Origin of the sequence: Maricaulis sp., from assembly GCF_048270095.1 — a bacterium.
Classification (GTDB): Bacteria; Pseudomonadota; Alphaproteobacteria; order Caulobacterales; family Maricaulaceae; genus Maricaulis.
The window spans coordinates 1-19379 of record NZ_JBLWTL010000015.1 but is presented as its reverse complement, the minus strand read 5'-3'; the positions used below and the strand labels follow the sequence as shown (position 1 = coordinate 19379).

At 62.9% G+C, this 19379-nt stretch carries 17 protein-coding genes; 12 read left to right on the top strand and 5 right to left on the bottom strand.

The genetic code is table 11. The annotated features are described in order from the left end of the window. Position 1: 1 nt before the first annotated feature. Positions 2 to 838 carry a cytochrome c oxidase subunit II gene (gene coxB / locus ACN0YJ_RS09620; protein ID WP_417477625.1) on the bottom strand — a complete coding sequence of 279 codons (837 nt, stop codon included), beginning with the start codon at positions 836 to 838 and terminating at the stop codon, positions 2 to 4. A 395-nt stretch (positions 839 to 1233) separates the two neighbouring features. On the opposite strand from coxB, the gene tldD reads away from it, so the two are divergent. The 3 genes from tldD (at position 1234) to ACN0YJ_RS09605 (ending at position 6140) form a co-directional block, all read left to right on the top strand. Then, entirely contained in the window at positions 1234 to 2646 is a 1413-nt protein-coding gene (gene tldD / locus ACN0YJ_RS09615; RefSeq protein WP_417496065.1) for a metalloprotease TldD, read from the top strand. Between the two features lie 158 nt (positions 2647 to 2804). Continuing rightward, a complete protein-coding gene (locus ACN0YJ_RS09610) occupies positions 2805 to 4922 on the top strand; it encodes a TonB-dependent receptor plug domain-containing protein (RefSeq protein WP_417496064.1) in 2118 nt (705 codons plus the stop codon). Between the two features lie 234 nt (positions 4923 to 5156). After that, positions 5157 to 6140: an aspartyl protease family protein gene (locus tag ACN0YJ_RS09605; protein WP_417496063.1), complete on the top strand. Its 984-nt coding sequence runs from the start codon at positions 5157 to 5159 to the stop codon at positions 6138 to 6140. A 76-nt stretch (positions 6141 to 6216) separates the two neighbouring features. Here ACN0YJ_RS09605 and ACN0YJ_RS09600 read toward each other — a convergent pair whose 3' ends face one another. The 3 genes from ACN0YJ_RS09600 to ACN0YJ_RS09590 form a co-directional block, all read right to left on the bottom strand. Continuing rightward, on the bottom strand, positions 6217 to 7932 hold the full coding sequence (locus tag ACN0YJ_RS09600; protein ID WP_417477760.1) for a peptide MFS transporter: 1716 nt from the start codon (positions 7930 to 7932) through the stop codon (positions 6217 to 6219). Between the two features lie 229 nt (positions 7933 to 8161). Continuing rightward, the gene (locus tag ACN0YJ_RS09595) at positions 8162 to 9538 is read right to left on the bottom strand and encodes a glutamate--cysteine ligase (RefSeq protein ID WP_417496062.1); all 1377 of its coding nucleotides are present in this window, start codon (positions 9536 to 9538) and stop codon (positions 8162 to 8164) included. A 111-nt stretch (positions 9539 to 9649) separates the two neighbouring features. Then, entirely contained in the window at positions 9650 to 10450 is an 801-nt protein-coding gene (locus tag ACN0YJ_RS09590; RefSeq protein WP_417496061.1) for a 16S rRNA (uracil(1498)-N(3))-methyltransferase, read from the bottom strand. A 43-nt stretch (positions 10451 to 10493) separates the two neighbouring features. Here ACN0YJ_RS09590 and ubiA point away from each other — a divergent pair, with 43 nt between their 5' ends. The 5 genes from ubiA (at position 10494) to ACN0YJ_RS09565 (ending at position 14829) form a co-directional block, all read left to right on the top strand. Next, entirely contained in the window at positions 10494 to 11420 is a 927-nt protein-coding gene (gene ubiA / locus ACN0YJ_RS09585; RefSeq protein WP_417489805.1) for a 4-hydroxybenzoate octaprenyltransferase, read from the top strand. Further along, on the top strand, positions 11421 to 12080 hold the full coding sequence (locus ACN0YJ_RS09580; protein WP_417477631.1) for a class I SAM-dependent methyltransferase: 660 nt from the start codon (positions 11421 to 11423) through the stop codon (positions 12078 to 12080). Between the two features lie 42 nt (positions 12081 to 12122). Next, complete coding sequence (locus tag ACN0YJ_RS09575) at positions 12123 to 12554, top strand: MarR family winged helix-turn-helix transcriptional regulator (RefSeq protein WP_417477632.1); 432 nt, start codon at positions 12123 to 12125, stop codon at positions 12552 to 12554. Between the two features lie 96 nt (positions 12555 to 12650). After that, positions 12651 to 13421 carry an enoyl-CoA hydratase gene (locus ACN0YJ_RS09570; RefSeq protein WP_417496060.1) on the top strand — a complete coding sequence of 257 codons (771 nt, stop codon included), beginning with the start codon at positions 12651 to 12653 and terminating at the stop codon, positions 13419 to 13421. Positions 13422 to 13455: 34 nt separating this feature from the next. Continuing rightward, a complete protein-coding gene (locus tag ACN0YJ_RS09565) occupies positions 13456 to 14829 on the top strand; it encodes a serine hydrolase domain-containing protein (protein WP_417477634.1) in 1374 nt (457 codons plus the stop codon). Here ACN0YJ_RS09565 and ACN0YJ_RS09560 read toward each other — a convergent pair. After that, entirely contained in the window at positions 14826 to 15269 is a 444-nt protein-coding gene (locus ACN0YJ_RS09560; protein ID WP_417490162.1) for a BLUF domain-containing protein, read from the bottom strand. The two genes, ACN0YJ_RS09565 and ACN0YJ_RS09560, sit on opposite strands and share 4 nt — an antisense overlap. 262 nt (positions 15270 to 15531) lie before the next feature. On the opposite strand from ACN0YJ_RS09560, the gene ACN0YJ_RS09555 reads away from it, so the two are divergent. The 4 genes from ACN0YJ_RS09555 to ACN0YJ_RS09540 all read left to right on the top strand — a co-directional run bounded on the left by ACN0YJ_RS09555 (position 15532) and on the right by ACN0YJ_RS09540 (position 19264). Next, entirely contained in the window at positions 15532 to 17031 is a 1500-nt protein-coding gene (locus tag ACN0YJ_RS09555) for a UbiD family decarboxylase (protein ID WP_417496059.1), read from the top strand. Between the two features lie 47 nt (positions 17032 to 17078). Further along, positions 17079 to 17672: a TetR/AcrR family transcriptional regulator gene (locus ACN0YJ_RS09550; protein WP_417490164.1), complete on the top strand. Its 594-nt coding sequence runs from the start codon at positions 17079 to 17081 to the stop codon at positions 17670 to 17672. Between the two features lie 84 nt (positions 17673 to 17756). Next, complete coding sequence (locus ACN0YJ_RS09545) at positions 17757 to 19133, top strand: hypothetical protein (RefSeq protein WP_417496058.1); 1377 nt, start codon at positions 17757 to 17759, stop codon at positions 19131 to 19133. A gap of 2 nt (positions 19134 to 19135) precedes the next feature. Continuing rightward, a complete protein-coding gene (locus tag ACN0YJ_RS09540; RefSeq protein WP_417490166.1) occupies positions 19136 to 19264 on the top strand; it encodes a hypothetical protein in 129 nt (42 codons plus the stop codon). Positions 19265 to 19379 lie beyond the last annotated feature (115 nt).

Here is a 19379-nt window from a genome sequence, read left to right as displayed (position 1 = left end):
CCTAATCGAGTTGCGCCAGGCGCGTATCCCGCGCGGCTTCGTATGCGGCAATTACGGCATTCGATTCATCCGTACCCGGCTCTGCCGCGATCCAGGCGTCAAACACGTCCTGGGATACGACACGAACCTCGATCGGCATGAAGGCATGGCCGAGGCCGCACAATTCCGAGCACTGACCGTAGAAAGTGCCTTCCTCTGTGACCTGGAACCAGGACTCATTGATGCGGCCAGGAATGGCGTCGATCTTGGTCCCGAAGGCCGGCATTGCGAAATTGTGGATCACGTCGGTCGCGGTCACCTGCAGACGGACGACCGCATTAATCGGCACGACCAGCGGGTAATCGACCGAGAGATTGCGGTGCTGACCCGGCTGGAGATCCGCTTCAGGAACCATGATGGAGAGATATTCCATCGCGCCCTGGTCGGGATACTCATAGGTCCAGTTCCACTGGTTTCCGGTCGCCTTGATGGTGAAATCGGCGTCAGGAATCTCTTCTTGATAATAAAGAAGCGGGAAGGAGAAGACCGAAATGGCGATCAGGATCACAACCGGCAGAGCGGTCCAGACCACTTCGAGCATCGTATTATGGCTGCTCTTGCTGGGGACCGGGTTATTCTTCGAATTGTAACGCCACATGCACCAGACGAGCAGGGCCATGACGAAGAGCGTGATCGGAATGATGATCCACAGCAGCAAGGTGTGGAACTCGCCGATCCGCTCCATGATTGGCGTCACGGCGCGCGGGAGGTTCAATCCCCCGTCCGCCGGCACATTCAGCGCCAGGGCGGAAGTGGATGCGGTGATCCAAGTAAGCACAATTGCGGTCAAGAAACGCATGGCTTCCCCATACAAGTCAGGCGTGAAGGTGAGGAAACCCTCACCGATGGCGGCGGAATATAGAGGTGGTCACTGACGCTGTCAGGTCACCAAGCACACTTTTTGTAGCGCGTTGAGCAGGGCTTGGTCCAATTTTCAGAAAAATTCAAGCTGTTCAGTCGCTTACCGGCCCGGCTACGGACTGTCATAGGCTGGCTTTCCACATGAAATCACTATCGGATTTGCGGTTTCACGGCCGGGCGGCGGCGCGCGTGCGTCCAATCGTCTCAGTCTGGGCAGGCATGGCAGGGCTCGAATCGGCGAAACGCTGCGATTGCCCGGACCCGTGCTTATTCCCTCAGGGCACGCGCTGAACTATGTCTAACCCATCCGAAGAAGCAGAAGTGAGGCCCATCATGTCCGACGAACCGATCTCCCAGTTCGAATTCGATGCTGACGATGTCCGGCCTGTGCTCGCCGAGGCGATGTCCGGTGCCGATGATGGCGAATTGTTTCTGGAGACCGCGGCCTCGGAATCGCTGGTCTTCGATGATGGCCGCATGAAGGCCTCCAATTTTGACACCAGCCGCGGCTTCGGCCTGCGCTGCGTCTCCGGTGAAGCCTTTGGCTATGCCCATTCCTCGGACCCGACACTGGACGCGGTCAAGCGCGCCGCCGAGACGGCCTCGGCCGTGAAGCGCGGCCCGGCGGCCATCCTCGCGCCGCCGCCTGCGGGCACCAACCGCAAGCTCTATGACGCGATTGACCCGGTCGCCAATCCGGCCTTCGAGGTCAAATCCGCCCTGTTGCAGGAGATCGACGCCTATTGCCGCGCCAAGGATCCATCCGTGGTCCAGGTCAGCGCCTCGATCGCCGGCTCGACACGCTCGATCTCCATCCTGCGCGCCGATGGCGATATGAAAACCGATATCCGCCCGCTCGTCCGCCTCAATGTCTCGGTCACGGTCGAGCGTGATGGCCGCCGCGAGACCGGCTCGGCCGGTGCCGGCGGGCGCGCCGAGTTCGATCAGTGGATCGCGCCGGACGCCTGGAAAGGCCTGGCCAATGAGGCGATGCGGATTGCGCGCGTCAATCTGGACGCCATCGATATTCCCGCCGGTGTGATGGATGTGGTGCTTGGCCCTGGCTGGCCTGCCGTGCTGTTGCACGAAGCCGTCGGTCACGGGCTGGAAGGCGATTTCAACCGCAAGGGCTCCTCGGCCTTCGCCGGCCGCATGGGCGAGCGCGTCGCATCGCGCGGCGTCACCATTGTCGATGACGGCACGATGGAAAAGCGTCGCGGCTCGCTCACCATTGATGATGAGGGCACGCCGACCGAGCGCACCGTGCTGATCGAGGACGGGATTCTGGTCGGCTATATGCAGGACCGGATGAATGCGCGGCTGATGGGCCAGGCACCGACCGGCAATGGCCGCCGGCAATCCTACGCCTATCCACCCCTGCCACGCATGACCAATACCTATATGCTGGGCGGCCAGCACAAGCCGGAGGAAATGGTCGCCAGCCTGACGGACGGGATTTATGCGGTCAATTTCGGCGGCGGCCAGGTCGATATCACCTCGGGCAAATTCGTCTTCCAGTGCACCGAGGCCTATCGGGTCCGCAATGGCAAGATCGAGGCCCCTGTGAAGGGCGCAACCCTGATCGGCGATGGCCCGACGGCGCTGACCCAGATCACCATGATCGGCGATGATTTCGCGATGGATCCGGGCGTTGGCATGTGTGGCAAGGGTGGCCAGGGCGTGCCGGTCGGGGTCGGCCAGCCAAGCCTGAAAATCGCCGGTCTGACCGTCGGCGGCGCTGCCTGACTGAAAAGCAATGTTGGCGCGAAGCCCTGTGACGGCAGGTGCGACGCACTGCCGCACGCGTCGCTGTGAGCTTTATTACCAATCATTACGTGTTCTCGTGAACGGTCCGTTGGTATTCCCGCTTCATGGTTTGGGGCAGGCGCATCTTGTGGGGACATATGCGAGATTTTTTGACATCGGCGATCGCGGGCACAGCCTGTCTCGCCACACTTGGCACACCGGCATGGGCCGTCATTCAGGCAGAGACGGTCGCGGGTGAAAGCCTCGAGGCCGACAGCCAGGACGGCCGCTCGATTTTCAGCAAGGCCTATTTCGATGCCTTCTCTCCAGTCACGGCGCTGGACATGGTGCAGCGCATTCCCGGCTTTTCCCTGTCCGATGGTGATACCAGCCGGCGCGGCCTGGGCGACAGTTTCGGCAATGTGCTGATCAATGGCACCCGCCCGTCCAATAAATCCCTGTCGCTGGACACGGTGCTGCAACGCATCCCGATTGCCGATGTCGCGCAGCTGGAACTGATCCAGGAAGCCCTGCCGGAATACAATATGCGCGGCCATTCGCGGCTGGTGAATATCATCCTCGTCGAGGGCGCGGGCAATTCCGGATCGTTTGACGCGCGCTTGCGGATGTCGCCATCGGGCCGGCTGGGGCCGCGCGGGATCATCTCCTACGCGACGGTCGCGGGCCCGGTCGAACTGAGCTTCGGCCTCGATGTCGGCACCGAAGGCAACCGGATCCATCGCCGCCGCACCCTGCTCGATGCCAGCGATACCCTGGTGGAGATCCAGCGCGACAATGATCAGCGCCATTACCGCGAAGCCGAGCCCTCGTTCTCGCTGAACTGGCAGATCGATGACCGGTCCAGCCTCCGCTTCGACCTCCAGGGCACTGTCTGGGACTGGAAGCGCACCCAGGTTTCCTTCATCGACGCACCGTCCGGCTCTGGCCATGTGCCGCTGCGCTATGAGCAGAACGCGACCAGCAATCACGGCAATTCCTATCTCGGCTCGGTCAGTTATGCGCGCGAGCTGAGCCCCACCATCTCGATCCAGACGATGGCGCTGCTCGACCGCGAGACCTGGGATGACGGTCCGGAAGCCTATGAGACCTATGATCCCGTATCCGGTTTTGTCGATGCCATCATCGTCGAGGCCAATGGCGAGACCGAGGAAACGGCCCTGCGCCAGACCCTCGCCTGGACCCCGGACGAGCGCCACGCCTTCGAATTTGGTGCCGAGATCGCGGTCAATGCCCGCGCGACCGGCCTGGCCCTGTTCGAGGATGATGGTGTGACCGTCACGCCGATCGTGCTGCCGGTCGCCAATACCCGCGTCGAGGAGACGCGCAGCGAGATTTTCGTCAATCATACCTGGACGGTCAGCGACCGGCTCAGCCTGGAGAGCGGTCTGCGTTATGAATTCTCGGAGATCGTGCAGACCGGCGATTCCGAACAGTCACGCTCCTTCGCCTACCCCAAGCCAAGCCTGACGCTGAACTGGCGCCAGGACGAGCACAACCGCTTGCGCCTGACCGCAAGGCGCGATGTCGATCAGCTGGATTTCGGCAAATTCGCCAGCTCGATCGATATTGCCGACAATAACGCCACCCTCGGCAATCCCGATTATGTCCCCCAGCGCACCTGGACGCTGGAGGCCGAGTGGGAACGCCGTTTCGGGGATGACGGCTCAGCCTCGCTCCAGGTCGGTTATGACTGGATCGAGGATCTCGATGGCTGGGTGCCGATCACCACGCCGACCGGCGTGTTCGATGCGCCAGGCAATATTGGCGACGGCACCAATCTGCGCGTCACCGTCAATCTGACCACACCACTCGACCGTTTCGGCCTGAGCAATGCCGTGATCGACGTGTTCGGCGAGTGGTATAATACCAATGTCGAAGACCCGCTCACGGGCCAGGATCGCGCCTTCTCCGGCACCCGCGAATGGGAACTCGGCCTTGATTACCGCCAGACCTTCCCGGCGCAGCAGCTCGCCTGGGGCTGGGATTATCACTGGGTCTCCGATGGCGAGGTCTACCGCGCCCAGGAATTCCGCCTCTATGACAATACCGATGGTGATCTCGATCTCTATATCGAGACCACCCGATGGGGCGGTGTCACGACCCGGCTTGGCGTCGATGGCGTACTCAATACCGGTGATAAGCGCGAACGGGTCTTCTATGACGGCTCCCGCGCCGCAGGCCTGGTGACGAACACCGAATACCGCACGGAGAGCTCGGGCTCGATCTGGTATCTGCGGGTACGCGGAACCTTCTGACGCCAAGCTTCGCCACGGCAGCCGGGCGGCACTCCCGGCCCGGCTGCCAGGTGATCACGTCTGCGAGAGCCGGGCGGGCAAAGTGTGGCGCGCAGCAGCGTTCACGGCTAGCGTGAGCCCATCCGGACGCGAATGCAGACGTGCATGCCTGTTCAACCGCTCACGGCACGCGGCCAGTCCGGAGTTCGACCGCATTGCCGCCCCGGCCCGTCTCACGACCCGAGGACACGCTCGATGCCATTGAAAGAACGCCTGACACAGCCTCCTGCACGCCCCCATCGCCGCTCGCGCCAGACCCTGCTCGCCGGCCTCGCCGCGCTGTTGATCCCGGCCATCGGCCTGGCTGAGCCGGTGACATTGCAACGCGCGCCAAGCGGGCATCTGATCGTCGAGGTCGAGATCGGGGACAGTGGTCCCTATACATTCCTGGTCGACACCGGGGCCAGCAATACCGCGATCGCCCAGCCGGTCGCGGAGGAACTCGGCTTCCACTCGGTGTGGGAGAATTATGGCGATGTCCAGTCTTTGACCACCCGCTTCTCCGCGGAGCGCTTTGCGCTGCACGACTTGCGCTTCGGCGACCTGGAGCCGGTTTCGCTCAATAGCGTCGTGATCCCGGTCGACCCCACCCAGCCCCATCCAGTGGCGGGTTTGTTGGGGGCCGATGCCTTGCCGACCGATCGCTACAGGCTCGATTTCGCCGCCGCGACGCTGACCCTTGACAGCGCCGCGCCGGACCATGCCGATGGCTGGGTCAATCCGCAAAACCTGCTTCTCGGTCAGGCCGATCTCCGACGCGGAATGCGCGGCGTGCGCGTCCTGGTCGATTCCGGCAGCGCCCGGACACTGGTCAATGAACAATTGCTCAACCAGGTCCACAACCATGCCGGCGGCATCACCTATAGCATCAACGGGATTGAGGGACGGCTGCAGGACGAAACCGTGGCCGAGGCCGAGACCGTCCTCCTGCGCAATCTCCAGCTGGGCGGGCTGTGCCTGAACTCGGTCGTGGCGCTGCAGGCGGATCTCGACATTTTCGAAGCGCTCGACTGGAGCCGGATGCCGGCCATGGTGATCGGCATGGATGTGCTCCGATACGCAACACTCACCGTCGATCGCGAAGCGGGCGTTTTCGAGATCAGCGCCGCCGAAGCGCGCGATGTCTGCCGCAATGGCCGCGCGCAGGCCGAGGCACCGGAGCCGGACCGCCGGCGCTAGACGCCAGTTTCCGCGCAGAAAAAAAGGCCGCGGGGCAATCGCTCCGCGGCCTTTTCTATTGGTATTGATCCGGTGCCTACGGGGCGCCGGAGGAACGATCCATCGATGGACCACCCGCTTCAGTCTCGGTTGGATGCGGCGTCATCGTGCCGTCGGCATCGCCCATCATTTTCTTGATGATTGGCGAGATCAACAGCATCACGACGGCGATCGCCATCGCGATCATCCCGACCTGGGAGTAGATCTCGATATAGGTCGCCTTGGCGGCTGCCACGTCGGTCAATTGACCGCCAATGGTTTCCGCGCCGGTCGATGAGGCGATGACACCGGCGAGGAAGTTGGACAGGCCCGAATACAGGAACCAGGCGCCCATCGTCATGCCGACGACGGCTGGTGGTGCCAACTTGGTCACCGCCGACAATCCGACCGGGGAGAGCATCAGCTCACCCATGGTGTGAATCCAGTAGATCAGGAAGACGAAGTAGACGGCCGTCAGGCCGGTTCCGCCGCTGACACCCATGCCGCCAACCAGGGCGTAGAAGCCCAGGCCCGCCATGAACACACCCAGTGCGAACTTGACCGGTGTGGATGGATTGCGGCCGCGCTTGGCGAGCCAGATCCACAGCCAGGCAATCAGCGGTGCGAAGATGAAGATGAAGGCTGCATTGAGCCCCTGGAAGACCGGCGACGGCACCGAAATGCCGAACATCGTGCGATCCACCAAACGGTCGGTGAACAGGGTCAGTGACGAACCGGCCTGCTCGAACAGGGCCCAGAACGGGATCTGCGCCAGCACGAAATAGATCGCCGCGAACATCTTGCCTTGTTCCGCACCCTTGGTCTTGAGCAGCGCATAGCCGACCAGGACGACGAACATGATCACGCCCAGCGGCCCGAGAACGCCACCCATATACTCCGGATTCATGACGGCGAGCATGGCAACGCCGATAATGCCGAGGCCGGCGAGATAGCAGGCCATCTCGACATTGATCGGTCCGAACACTTTTTCCTTGAGCTTTTCCGGGTTTGGCGGCTCTGCGCGGCCACCCAGCCAGCCCTGGAAGAAGAGGAAGGTAAACAGGCCGAGCAACATGCCGATACCGGCAAGACCGAAGCCCCAGGCCCAGCCATAGACGATCCCGATAATGCCGACGGTGACCGACGACAGGAAGGCGCCCATATTGATGCCCATATAGAACAGGGTGAAGCCGGAATCGCGCCGTGTGTCGCCGAGCCCGTAGAGCGCGCCGACAATGGTCGAGATATTGGCTTTCAGGAAGCCGACGCCGGCGATGATCAAGGCCAGGGCGAAATAGAGGATATTGACGTAGAGCGGATCCTGCTCGATGCGGGTCATATCGCTGGAGAATGGCAATTCAGCTGGCAGACCAACCGCATCCGGGTCAGCGATGACCAGGCGGGTGCCTTCATCCGCGAATGTGATCAGGGACTGGCCCGTCTCGGAGACGATCAACTGATTGGCATCGCCACCGCGGCCATCGAGCGTAAACTCGTAGGCAGCGCCTTCATAGGTGAAGATCTCACGCGAGCCTTCGCCTTCGAACGCCATCATACCGTGACCAAAGACAAGAAGGATCGCGCCGAAAGTGACCGCCTTTCGCTGCCCGAGATAACGGTCAGCAAGCGTGCCGCCAATGATCGTCATGACATAGACCAGTGCCGTATAGGCACCATAGATCAGGGTCGAGCGTTCATCAGAGAACAGGAAATGCTGAGTCAGGTAAATGACCAGCAGGCCACGCATCCCGTAATAGGAAAAGCGCTCCCACATCTCGGTCAAAAACAGAATCGCCAACCCTCTCGGGTGACCAAAGAATGACGTGTCCGCGGACCCCGTCGACGGCGTGGCATTGGTATCAGTCACGCAAACCTCCCCTTTTCCCGCTTGATGCGGGTCAAAATATTGCCGCAATTGACCACGGCAACGGGGCAGGCTCAAGTCTCACTTGCCGCTTGCGTCATTCATCTAGATTACAAATCTACGTGAAGCCGGCGAAAACCTAGTAGGCACACTCGGTGAAGACCGGTTCGATCGACCCCTTCCACTCACCCTTGAAGCGTTCGATCAGCTGATCGGCGCGCGTCACACCGGAGGCCGCGATTTCGTCGAGATCGTCGAGGAAATGGGCTTCATTCTCTCCGTAATTATTCAGGCGTGCCCGGGCATTGAGACCCGCGCGCGAAATCGCCAGAACTTCCTTCGCCAGATCCCGCATCGACCGGTCACCATCATAACCCGCGCGCATGCCGTGGACGGCCGCGGCCAGGCGCATGCCCTCGCGCTGATCAGCGCTCCAGCCCTTGACCAGATCCCAGGCCGCATCGAGCGCGCTGTCATCATACAAAAGCCCGACCCAGAAAGCCGGCAAGGCGCAGAGCGTGTTCCATGGCCCGCTATCGGCGCCGCGCATTTCCAGGAAAGTCTTGAGGCGTACTTCGGGGAACATGGTGCCGATATGATCTTCCCAATCGCTGATCACCGGTTTTTCGCCCGGCAGGGCCGGCAGACGTCCATCAAGGAAATCGCGGAAGCTCTGGCCAGTCGCGTCGAGATATTTTCCGCCACGCTTGACGAAATACATCGGCACATCGAGCACCCAGTCGACATAGCGCTGAAAACTCATCCCCTCTTCAAACACGAAGGGCAGCATGCCGGTGCGATGCTTGTCGGTATCGGTCCAGACATGGCCGCGATAGGAGAGATAGCCGTTCAGCCCGCCATCCTTGAACGGCGAATTGGCGAACAGCGCCGTCGCCAGCGGCTGCAGGGCCAGCGAGACGCGGAATTTCTTGACCATGTCGGCTTCGCTGGAGAAATCGAGATTGGTCTGGACGGTACAGGAGCGGAACATCATCTGATGCCCCATCGTGCCGACCTTGGGCATATAGGCCTTCATCAACCCGTAGCGGGCCTTGGGCATCATCGGCGTCTCTTCCAGTGACCATTTCGGCGAAAAGCCGAGGCCGAGAAAACCGGCACCGATCTCGTCGGCGACTTCGCGCACTTCGGACAGGTGGAGATTCACCTCGGCGCAGGTCTGGTGCACGGTTTCCAACGGCGCGCCGGACAGTTCGAACTGGCCACCGGGTTCCAGCGTGATTGAACCAGACTCGCGCTTGAGGGCGACCAGCTTGCCGTCCTCCTCAACGCGCTCCCAGCCAAAGCGGATAAGGCCTTCGAGCATTTTTTTCACGCTCGGCCCGTCACCAGAATAGGGAATTGGGGTGTGATCGTTCAGGGCGAAGCCGAATTTTTCGTGCTCGGTGCCAATGCGAAAGGCGTCGCGCGGCTTGCAACCGGCGGCGAGATAGGCGGCCAGCTGGTCGCTATGTTCGATGGGGGCACCTTCGCCGCCCTGATTATACGTGCCGCTCATAGCAAGATCCCCAAGCGCAAAACAATCTGCGTGCAACAATTCAGGTTTCAAATATGGAGGTGAGAGGCATTGAACAAGAGCGAGGGTCTGCGTTTCACGCGGACGTGAGGCTCAGGCCCAGTCGCCGCGCGCGGCCTGCCACAGAGCCAGCGCCGCGATAACAGCTGTCTCGGCACGTAGAATGCGCGGCCCCAGCGAGACGGCGCGGACGAAATCGAGTTGGCGCAGCCGGGTGCGTTCTTCCGGCGTAAATCCACCTTCCGGCCCGATCAGCAGGGCTGCGGGGCCGGCCGGGTAGGCGCGCAGCACGTCCAGCATCGGTCCGGCGCGGCCGGTATCGCCGCCCCAGGGCTCGCCGCCATCATCGCCAGCCTCGTCGCAATAATACAAAAGACGCGCCGGATCCCAGCCCTCCAGCAAGCGCTCAAGCCGCTCGATTGGCGCGATCACCGGCAGGTCGAGCCGTTCGGTCTGCTCGGCGGCTTCCTTGGCGATGAGGTGAAAACGTTCCGGCTTGCTGCGGTCGGCCTGGGTACGGCGCGTGGTGACGGGATGGATTTCGCGCACGCCGAGCTCGGTGGCCTTCTCGACAATCAGGTCGGTCTTCTGCCGCTTGACCGGTGCAAAGAGCAGCCACAGATCCGGCACGCTGGTTTGCGCCCGGGTCCGGGCGACCAGTTCGAGCACCGCGCCCTTGCGATGGGCATCCGCGATCCGGGCTGTCCATTCGCCATCACGGCCATTGAACAGACGCACACCATCGCCCTCGCCGCGACGCATCACATTAAGGACGTAATGCGTGTCCTCCCGACTCAGGGCAAGACGGGCTGCGGCAGCAAAGGGCGAATCGAGGAAGAGGCGTGGATCGGTCGACATGCCCTTGGCTTTGGCGGCACTGCGTCTTGCCGTCAAGCCTGCCTTGAATTGGCCGTCCGGCTTTGTCACACCTTTGCGGATGCAATTGAATTTCGATCGGCGAGTCGCAGACTCCCTTCCAAGCAGTTGGGTAGATACCGCGCCGGTGGCGCTGCGCCCCTATCTGCGCCTGGCGCGCTATGACCGTCCGGTCGGCTTCTGGCTGCTCGGCCTGCCCTGCTGGCACGGCCTGATGCTGGCCCGGATCGGCCAGGGGCTGGGCTGGATCGATCTCTGGTATGCCGTGCTGTTCGCGGTCGGCGCGGTGGCGATGCGCGGTGCCGGCTGCACTTATAATGACATTGTCGACCGCGATCTCGATGCCCGCATTGCCCGCACCGCCAACCGGCCCCTGCCGGCCGCGACGGTGACGCTGAAACAGGCCTGGCTCTTCGTCGCGGCCCAGGCGCTCGTCGGCCTGCTTGTGCTCATACAATTGCCGCTGCCGGCGATCGGCGTCGGGCTCGCAGCCCTGCTGCTGGTGGCCGCCTATCCCTTCATGAAGCGCATCACCTGGTGGCCACAGGCCTGGCTCGGGCTGACCTTCAATTGGGGCATCCCTGTCGCCTATATCGCCGCCACCGGACGGATCGATCTCACCGTGGTGGTCCTGTATGCCGCGGCGGTCTGCTGGACGCTGGGCTATGACACCATCTATGCGCACCAGGATGTCGAGGATGACGCCCTGGTCGGGGTCAAATCCACCGCGCGCCTGTTCGGCGATAATTCGCAGCTCTGGGTCGCCGGCTTTTACGGCCTCAATGCCGTGCTCGTCGGCCTCGCGATCTGGCTCAGTTCGGCAACGCCCTTTGTGGTGATCCCCTACACGCTCTACACGGCGCACCTGTTCAACCAGGTCCGCCTGCTCGATACCGGGAATGGCGACCAGTGCCTGGCGATCTTCAAGTCCAACCGGACGGCCGGGCTCTTGCTGGTCGCGACCTTCGCCCTCGCCGCCCTGCTCTGAATGAGCCCGGCAAGCGCTAGCCTCGACCCCGTCGCCTTCGTTCGTGCCCACACGGCCCTGATGGCGCCGCCCCTGGTCCCCGAAATCCAGCTTCACCTGGCGGTCGAGACCGTGGCGATCTGGGAGCAGACCGAAGAGGCTCTGGGCGCGATGGGCCTGCCGCCGCCCTTCTGGGCCTTTGCCTGGGCTGGGGGGCAGGCTCTGGCGCGCTATTGCCTCGACAATCCAGGGATTGTGACCGGCCAGCGCGTGCTCGACTTTGCAGCTGGCGGCGCCGTCTCGGGCATTGCCGCGAAACAGGCCGGGGCGGCATCCGTGCTGGCCTGTGAGCTCGACGCCTTCGCCATTGCCGCGATCAAGGCCAATGCGGGCGTCAATGCCGTCACGCTGGAAACCCGGCTCGGCGATCTGGTCGGCAGCGACGAGGGTTGGGATGTCGTGCTGGCCGGGGATGTCTTCTACGAGGACGCGCCGGCACGTCTGATCGGTGGCTGGCTTCAGGCTCTCGCGCAGCGCGGTGCGACCGTGCTGATCGGCGATCCCGGGCGCTCCTTCCTGCCGCAGGACCGGCTGGAGAAACTGGCCGAATACACCGTTCCGGTGACCCGCGACCTGGAAGACCGTGAAGTGCGCTATGCCAAGGTCTGGAAATTCCGGTAACGGCTCTCCCCTGACGGCCAGAATCAATTCAGTTTCAGTTTCATGGCTCGTATCCGCGCCGTTGACCGGCGGCTCTTCCTCCTGATCGAAATCGCCGCCCGGCGTCTCAACCGGGATGCCGATGCGCGTCTGAAGGCCGAGGCCGGCGTCACCTCGGCCCAGGCCGCCGTGCTCTTCCTGCTGGCCCGGCGCGGCGAGCGCCGCATGGGCGAGATCGGCGATACATTATCGCTCAACCCGCCTGCCGTGACCGGCCTGGTCAGCCGTATGGAAGCGCTCGACCTGGTCAAGAAGGCGGCCTCCAGGACCGATGGCCGCTCCGCCGTGGTCTCCCTGACCGAGAAGGGCCGCGCCCTGGGCGATGCCGCCGAGATCAGCCTGCGCGGCCTCAATACCGAGCTGGAAACCCGGCTCGGCGAGGACGATAGCGACACACTGCACCGCGTCCTCACCCGGCTCGCCACAGAAGCCTGATTGCCAAGCCTGCTTGACGTATAGGTAAGCGCAAAAGCGTTGGCCAAGCGGCCGCGCAATGCTCTAGTCTGCGCCAAAACCAATTGGGAGACTGCGATGAGCGAGCTGGTACTGGTCGAGGATGCCGAAGGTGTCCGCACGATACGCTTCAACCGCCCCGAGAAGAAAAACGCCCTGACCCGGCCGATGTATACCGCCGCGGCCGAAGCGCTGGAGAGCGGCGATGCCGACCCGGCGATCCGGGTTTTCATCATCGCCGGTGCCGGCGGCATTTTCACCGCCGGCAATGATCTGGTCGATTTCATGCAGGCCCCGCCGCATGTCGGAGGCGGTGAAACGCCGCCGGTCGAGCATTTCATGCGCGCCCTGCTGCACGCGAAAAAGCCCGTGGTCGCGGCCGTCGACGGTCTCGCCATCGGGATCGGCGTGACGATGCTGATGCATTGCGACCTCGTCTATGCCTCGCCGCGCGCGAGCTTCAAGACCCCCTTCGTCGATCTCGCCCTGGCACCGGAATACGGCTCCAGCCAGGTCATGCCGCGCATGTTCGGCCATGTCATCGCAGCCGATCTTCTGCTGCTCGGCTCGACCTGGGATGCCGACAAGGCCGCCCGCCACGGGCTGATCAATGATGTCGCCGATGATGTCGAGGCCCTGGCCCGCGCCAGCGCCGCCAATCTCGCCGCCAAGGCACCCGGCTCCCTGCGCGCCGCCAAGGCACTGATGCGCCGTCCAGCCGAGGCGCTTGATGATCGCATCTCCATGGAAGGCGGCATGTTCGCCGAATTGCTGCGCTCGGAAGAATTCTCCGAAGCGGCCACGGCCTTCATGGAACGCCGCAAGCCGGATTTCTCGAAATTCGGCTAGACTGAACGCATCGGGGATTTGGGGGAGAGCAGACATGTTACGCATCATACTCGGCGCCGGCGGCGCAGTCCTGACGGCGGCCATTGTGGCACTCAACCTGTCACCGATCGGCCAGATCTACCTGCCCTCCGCGACGGGCATTGTCGCCAAGCAAATGTGCTCGCTGACCTGGGTCTCCGGCCTTGCCCCCGACCGGGCCAAATCACTCTATCTCGACCCCCTGCTCGGCGGTGCCGACAGCGTGTTGAGCTATTCGATCGATGAGGAGAATCGCGAGGTCAGCGCCTCCCTGCTCGGCCTGTTCTGGACCCAGCGCGCTGTCTGGCGCGACGGGCTTGGCTGTACGCTGGTGCATGGCGGACATGACTTCGATCCGGAGCTTGAGGTTCCGATTGCGCGTGACTTCATGCCGATGCAGCTCGACTGGGAGCACCGCGAGGCCGTCTTCGACACCGAGGCCCTCGATGCGGCGATGGCCAGCGCCTTTGACAAGAACCACGAGGACGGCCGCGGCACGCTTGGCATTGCCGTCCTGCATCAAGGCCATCTCGTTGCTGAACTTTACGCCTCGGGTGCCAGCCGGGAGACGCGTTTCCATGGCTGGTCGATGACCAAGAGCGTCATCGCCACACTCGCCGGCAGCCTGGCGCAGGACGGCGGGCTTGATATCCGGGCCGAGGGCGAGATCCCGGCCCTGGCGGCGGTCGGTGATCCACGCCTCGACGCGATCACGATCGAGGCCCTGCTGCGCATGACCGGCGGACTGGCGATTGCCGAGCTCAATAATGGCACGGACCCCAATTCTCAGATGCTCTTCACCCAGTCGGACATGCCGCATTTCGCTGCGACGCGGCAGCGCCTCCATGCGCCCGGCGAGCACTGGCAATATATGAGCGGCAATACCATCCTGGCCTCGGACGCGCTGCAGCGCCGGCTCGGCGATACCTTGCCCGAACAGGTCACAGCCTTGCGGGCGCGCATCTTTGAACCACTGGACATATATTCCGCCATCCTGGAGCCGGGCGAGAATGGCGTCTTCCAGGGCTCGTCCTACATGTATGCCACGGCCCAGGACTGGGCACGCCTTTGCCAGCTCTATCTCGATAATGGCGTCGTGGACGGCAGGCGCATCCTGCCGGAAGACTGGTATGGCATTGTCGCCGAACCGACGCCGAATTCGGGTGGTGGTTATGGCATGGGGTTCTGGCTGCCGACCGAAGCCACGGGCTTGCCGCCTGAAACCATCATGATGAGCGGGTTCCAGGGGCAGTGGGGCTATGTCATGCCCGAGCAGGAATTGGTGATTGTGCGCTTTGGCGCCACGCTCGGGGTCAGTTCACGCTCCGGCCGGCTGGCGCGCGAAGTTGTCGCCGCGCTGCAAGCGCCCGCCAGCGCTCCGGCTGACTAGGCTCCGGCGGCGCAGACCAGCGGCGGCGATTCCGCAACAAGACCTGTGACGATGACGGTGCGGACGTGAGTCCGCACCTCACCGGCGGTCGGGACATTACTGCGGAGGTTTCGAAGCAGGGAATGATTGGCCGGGCCGCGCCGCGGTGTGGCGACCGACCAGGTTTCATAGCTGCGCTTCAACAGGGGCACAAATTCGAGACGCTGCGGGTCGGCATGGCGCGGATCCTTGATGATGTGCTGCCAGAAACCTTCCAGAGCATCATGGCGCCCCTCCAGCACTTCCATGAACCAGCCGCTATCCCAGATCAGACCGCCCGTCATATGGCGGTCCGTACTCGCTTTCATGCAACAGGCCAGAACACTGCCCAACTCGCCGTTGAGCGCACCGACACCCAGATCAACCCGGGCCTTCGAGACCATCACTGCCCTGTGCAACATCGTGTTTTCTGCCCGTATGAATTCCGTTCGCCGCTGAGTAGCGGCAAGGCTTGAACGCTTTGTCTCCGGAAATTCGACAATTTCAGTCAAACACCATTAAAAACAGAGACAAACCGGCGATTGGCGGGGCATGCCGGCGGGCAAATGCGTGGCCCTGTTCGATTTTTTCCCATCAGCACATCTGGCGTTGCGGCACATCGCGCACTGGCATTTTGCGCAGCGAAGTTGCAGTTTCCACGCCCGGTGCAAGCGAGACCCTGACATGGCCTGTAAATCCCTGCGCGACTTCATCGACCAGCTCGAACGTGATGGCGATCTCGTGCGCATCTCAACCCAGGTCTCGACCGATCTGGAAATCACCGAGATCCACAAGCGCACCCTGCATGCCGGCGGCCCGGCGCTCTTGTTCGAGAATGTCGTCAATGAGCATGGCGTCAAAAGCGAAATGCCCGTCCTGGTCAATCTGTTCGGCACGGTGCGCCGCGTCGCCCAGGCGGTGACGCTCGGCGGCAAGCCGCGCTCGACAGCCGGCGAACTGCGCGAGGTCGGCGAACTGCTCGCCTTCCTGCGCCAGCCGGAACCGCCGCGCGATTTCAAGGGCGCAATCGAGCTGTTACCGCTGGCCAGGACGGTGATGTCGATGCGGCCGAAGACGGTGAAGCGCGCGCCCTGCCAGGACATCGTGTTGACCGGCGACGAGATCGATCTCGACCGGCTACCGATCCAGACCTGCTGGCCCGGCGAACCGGCGCCGCTGATCACCTGGCCACTGGTGGTCACCAAGGGTCCGTCAAACGACAAACAGGACGATTTCAATCTCGGCATTTACCGCATGCAGAAGCTGGGCAAGAACAAGACCTTGATGCGCTGGCTCAAGCATCGCGGCGGGGCGCAGCATTATCAGCGCTGGAAGGACACCAAGCCCGAGCCCCTGCCCTGCGCCGTCGTGCTCGGCGCCGACCCGGGCACCATTCTCGCCGCCGTTACCCCGATCCCCGACACGCTGTCGGAATACCAGTTCGCCGGCATTCTGCGCGGCCAGAAGGTCGAGCTGGTCGACTGCAAGACCGTGCCGCTGAAAGTCCCCGCCCAGGCCGAGATCGTGCTCGAGGGCCATGTCATGCTCGACGAATATGGCCCGGAAGGCCCCTATGGCGACCACACCGGCTATTACAATTCCGTCGAGCATTTCCCGGTCTTCAAGATCAGCGCCATCACCATGCGTTCCGATCCGATTTATCTGTCGACCTATACCGGCCGCCCGCCGGACGAGCCCTCCGTGCTCGGCGAGGCCCTCAACGAGGTCTTCATCCCGCTCTTGCAGCAGCAATATCCGGAAATCCTCGATTTCTGGCTGCCGCCCGAGGGCTGCTCCTACCGCATCGCCGTCATCAAGATGAAGAAGGCCTATGCCGGCCATGCCAAGCGCGTGATGATGGGCGCCTGGTCCTTCCTGCGCCAGTTCATGTACACCAAATGGATCATCGTGGTGGACGCGGATATCGATCCGCGCGACTGGAAGGACGTGATGTGGGCCGTCTCCACCCGCATGGACCCGGCCCGCGACATCGTCACCGTCGAAAACACCCCGATCGACTATCTGGATTTTGCCTCACCGGTCTCAGGCCTGGGCTCGAAGATCGGCCTCGATGCCACCAACAAGATGGGCCATGAGACCAGCCGCGAGTGGGGCGAGAAGCTGGATATGGATGAGGCAACGAAGGCACGCGTGGACGCGATCTGGGCGGAGTTGGGGCTCTAGCACTGCTCCATATGGACCCCGGTCCATTTCCGCCGGATACTGGCCGCATGTCCTCATCCACCCCGACCGGCCGCAGCCTTGCCAATCGCGAGAAAATCTACCAGGCGGCGATCGCGCTGATCCGGCGCGACGGGTTTGGCGCGACCACGATGCAGGATATTGCCCGGGCTGCCGGCGTGGCGCGGGCCAGCGTGTTCAATCATTTCCCCGGCAAAGCGCTTTTCCTAGCTGAGTATTATCGCCGCTTCACGCGCCAGGTCATTGCTGCGGCACGCGAGATCGCGGCGCCAGGGCTGCGTGGGCAGGTCGAAACCCTGTTCGCCGCCCTCGACGCCGCTGCCACAGCGGACAAGGCGCTGATCGCCGAGATTGCCGCGCTCACCATGCCGAGCGGACCGCTGGGGGAAACCGAGCGCGAGGTCGACCATGAAATGCTGACTTTCCTGCGCGAGGCGGTCGACCAGGGGCAGGCCAGCGGCGAGATCCGTCACGAGATCGAGCCCGCCTTCCTCGCCGAATTCCTGCTCGGAATCCTGACGAATACGGCGCAAGCCTGGGTCAATTCCGGCCAGACCATCTCACTAAGCGCCGGCCTGTTGGCGCGATTTGATGTGGTGATTCAAGGAATTGCGCCGCGCTGAAATTAATCTGCATCCAACCGCACCACCCGCTGCATCTAAAGGTCATATCAATTTGGACTCAAGTCCACATTCAAGGACCCGATTATGCGACACTCAGTTTTTTCACGCCCCCGCCGTCTTGGCATCGCCCTGACGCTCGGCGCTATCGCGGCCTGTGCGACGGTCCCCGCCGTTGAAGCGCAGCCGGCACCGACCACGCAGACCGCCGCGTCAGAGGCGACGAGCGAGGCCGCCCTGTGGCGCGAAGATGCGGAGGCCTTTCTCGCCGTCCTGCTGGCCGAACATGAAGACCCGTTCTTTGCCACGCCGGAGCCGGAATTCCGCGCCGCCTTCGAGGCCTATCTGGCCGAGCTCGAGACCATGAACCGCAGCGAACGCATTGTCGGTCTGGCCCGGATCGTGGCGCTGGTCGGCGATGGCCACACCTGGATGCCGATGCACGCCCTGCCCTTTGACGGCATGCCGCCAGGGCCGGCGTTTTCATCCCTGCCGGTGCGTTTTGAATGGTTCGAAGAAGGGTTGTTCATCGTCGGCGCCACACAGGCACACCGCGCCGCTCTCGGCGCACGCATCATCGCCATCGGCGATACCGGCACACAGGCCGCTGTGGATCGGGCAATGACGATGCTGCCGCGCGATGCGGTCAATCTCTCATCTGAATTTGTCGCCGAATGGCTGATGCAGCGCGAAATCCTCAACACGCTCGGCCTCGCCACACCGGGAGAGCCGGTCAGGCTGACGCTGGAAATCAATGGCCGCCGCGAAACCCTGGCGCTGGAAGCCCTGCCGGCAGCGATGCAATATGACTGGATATTCTCCAGCGATGGCGGGCCCACGGGTCCGGACGGTGCGCTCGACTGGTACACCGCTGCCGCCGCGACGCCACTCTGGCGCGAGCCGACCGATCCTCTGGGCTGGACGGTCACGCTCGACAATGCTGCTTATCTGCAGATCAACCAGATCGCCGAGCGCGAGCCGGGCGGTTATGCCGGTCTGGCGCAAACAGCGGTGGATCAGGCCGAAAGCCTGGCCAACCCGGTTCTGGTGATCGATCTGCGCCAATCGCTCGGCGGCGACGGCTCGCTCAATGACGATCTGGTGGCGGTGATCCGCGACAATCCGCAGATCAACCGGCCCGGTCATCTTTTCGTCCTGACCAGCCGCATGACCCATTCAGCCGCCATCATGCTGGTCTCCAAACTCGAACAACAGACCCATGCCCGTTTCTACGGCCAGGCCACGGCTGACCGGCCCAATCATAATGGCGAGACCAATATCTTCATCACGCCCAACAGCCATCTGCCGATCCTGCATGCCAGCGAGTACTACCAGACGGTCGCCGCCTCCGACACGCGCCGCTTCCGCACACCGGACGTGACCATCCCCTACCGCTTTTCCGATTACCGGACCGGGCACGACCCCGTGCTCGCCGCTGTTCTCGACAGCCTGCAAGGACACTGACCATGGAACACGCACCCACCAACAAGATGGGCAATGAGACCCAGCGCGAATGGGGGGAATTGCTGGATATGGATGAGGCGACGAAGGCGAAGGTGGACGCGATGTGGGCGGAACTCGGGCTGAAGCTTTAGCCACACCCGCCCCCCCCGGGACATGCTCCGGCTTCGCCGGTGCGTGTTGTCTAATCGCGGCCCTTTCTGTCAAGCTCCGAGTTACTCCGTTTTGTCTGTCACCGCCGGTATCACG

What these genes read in the sequence shown, in the direction of transcription:
- ACN0YJ_RS09565 (WP_417477634.1), top strand. Translation starts at nt 13,456, where the DNA reads ATGTTACGCATCATACTCGGCGCCGGCGGCGCAGTCCTGACGGCGGCC.
- tldD (WP_417496065.1), top strand. Translation starts at nt 1,234, where the DNA reads ATGTCCGACGAACCGATCTCCCAGTTCGAATTCGATGCTGACGATGTC.
- ubiA (WP_417489805.1), top strand. Translation starts at nt 10,494, where the DNA reads ATGCAATTGAATTTCGATCGGCGAGTCGCAGACTCCCTTCCAAGCAGT.
- ACN0YJ_RS09555 (WP_417496059.1), top strand. Translation starts at nt 15,532, where the DNA reads ATGGCCTGTAAATCCCTGCGCGACTTCATCGACCAGCTCGAACGTGAT.
- ACN0YJ_RS09550 (WP_417490164.1), top strand. Translation starts at nt 17,079, where the DNA reads ATGTCCTCATCCACCCCGACCGGCCGCAGCCTTGCCAATCGCGAGAAA.
- ACN0YJ_RS09545 (WP_417496058.1), top strand. Translation starts at nt 17,757, where the DNA reads ATGCGACACTCAGTTTTTTCACGCCCCCGCCGTCTTGGCATCGCCCTG.
- ACN0YJ_RS09610 (WP_417496064.1), top strand. Translation starts at nt 2,805, where the DNA reads ATGCGAGATTTTTTGACATCGGCGATCGCGGGCACAGCCTGTCTCGCC.
- ACN0YJ_RS09560 (WP_417490162.1), bottom strand. Translation starts at nt 15,269, where the DNA reads ATGTTGCACAGGGCAGTGATGGTCTCGAAGGCCCGGGTTGATCTGGGT.
- ACN0YJ_RS09575 (WP_417477632.1), top strand. Translation starts at nt 12,123, where the DNA reads ATGGCTCGTATCCGCGCCGTTGACCGGCGGCTCTTCCTCCTGATCGAA.
- ACN0YJ_RS09570 (WP_417496060.1), top strand. Translation starts at nt 12,651, where the DNA reads ATGAGCGAGCTGGTACTGGTCGAGGATGCCGAAGGTGTCCGCACGATA.
- ACN0YJ_RS09595 (WP_417496062.1), bottom strand. Translation starts at nt 9,538, where the DNA reads ATGAGCGGCACGTATAATCAGGGCGGCGAAGGTGCCCCCATCGAACAT.
- coxB (WP_417477625.1), bottom strand. Translation starts at nt 838, where the DNA reads ATGCGTTTCTTGACCGCAATTGTGCTTACTTGGATCACCGCATCCACT.
- ACN0YJ_RS09540 (WP_417490166.1), top strand. Translation starts at nt 19,136, where the DNA reads ATGGAACACGCACCCACCAACAAGATGGGCAATGAGACCCAGCGCGAA.
- ACN0YJ_RS09605 (WP_417496063.1), top strand. Translation starts at nt 5,157, where the DNA reads ATGCCATTGAAAGAACGCCTGACACAGCCTCCTGCACGCCCCCATCGC.
- ACN0YJ_RS09580 (WP_417477631.1), top strand. Translation starts at nt 11,421, where the DNA reads ATGAGCCCGGCAAGCGCTAGCCTCGACCCCGTCGCCTTCGTTCGTGCC.
- ACN0YJ_RS09600 (WP_417477760.1), bottom strand. Translation starts at nt 7,932, where the DNA reads ATGTGGGAGCGCTTTTCCTATTACGGGATGCGTGGCCTGCTGGTCATT.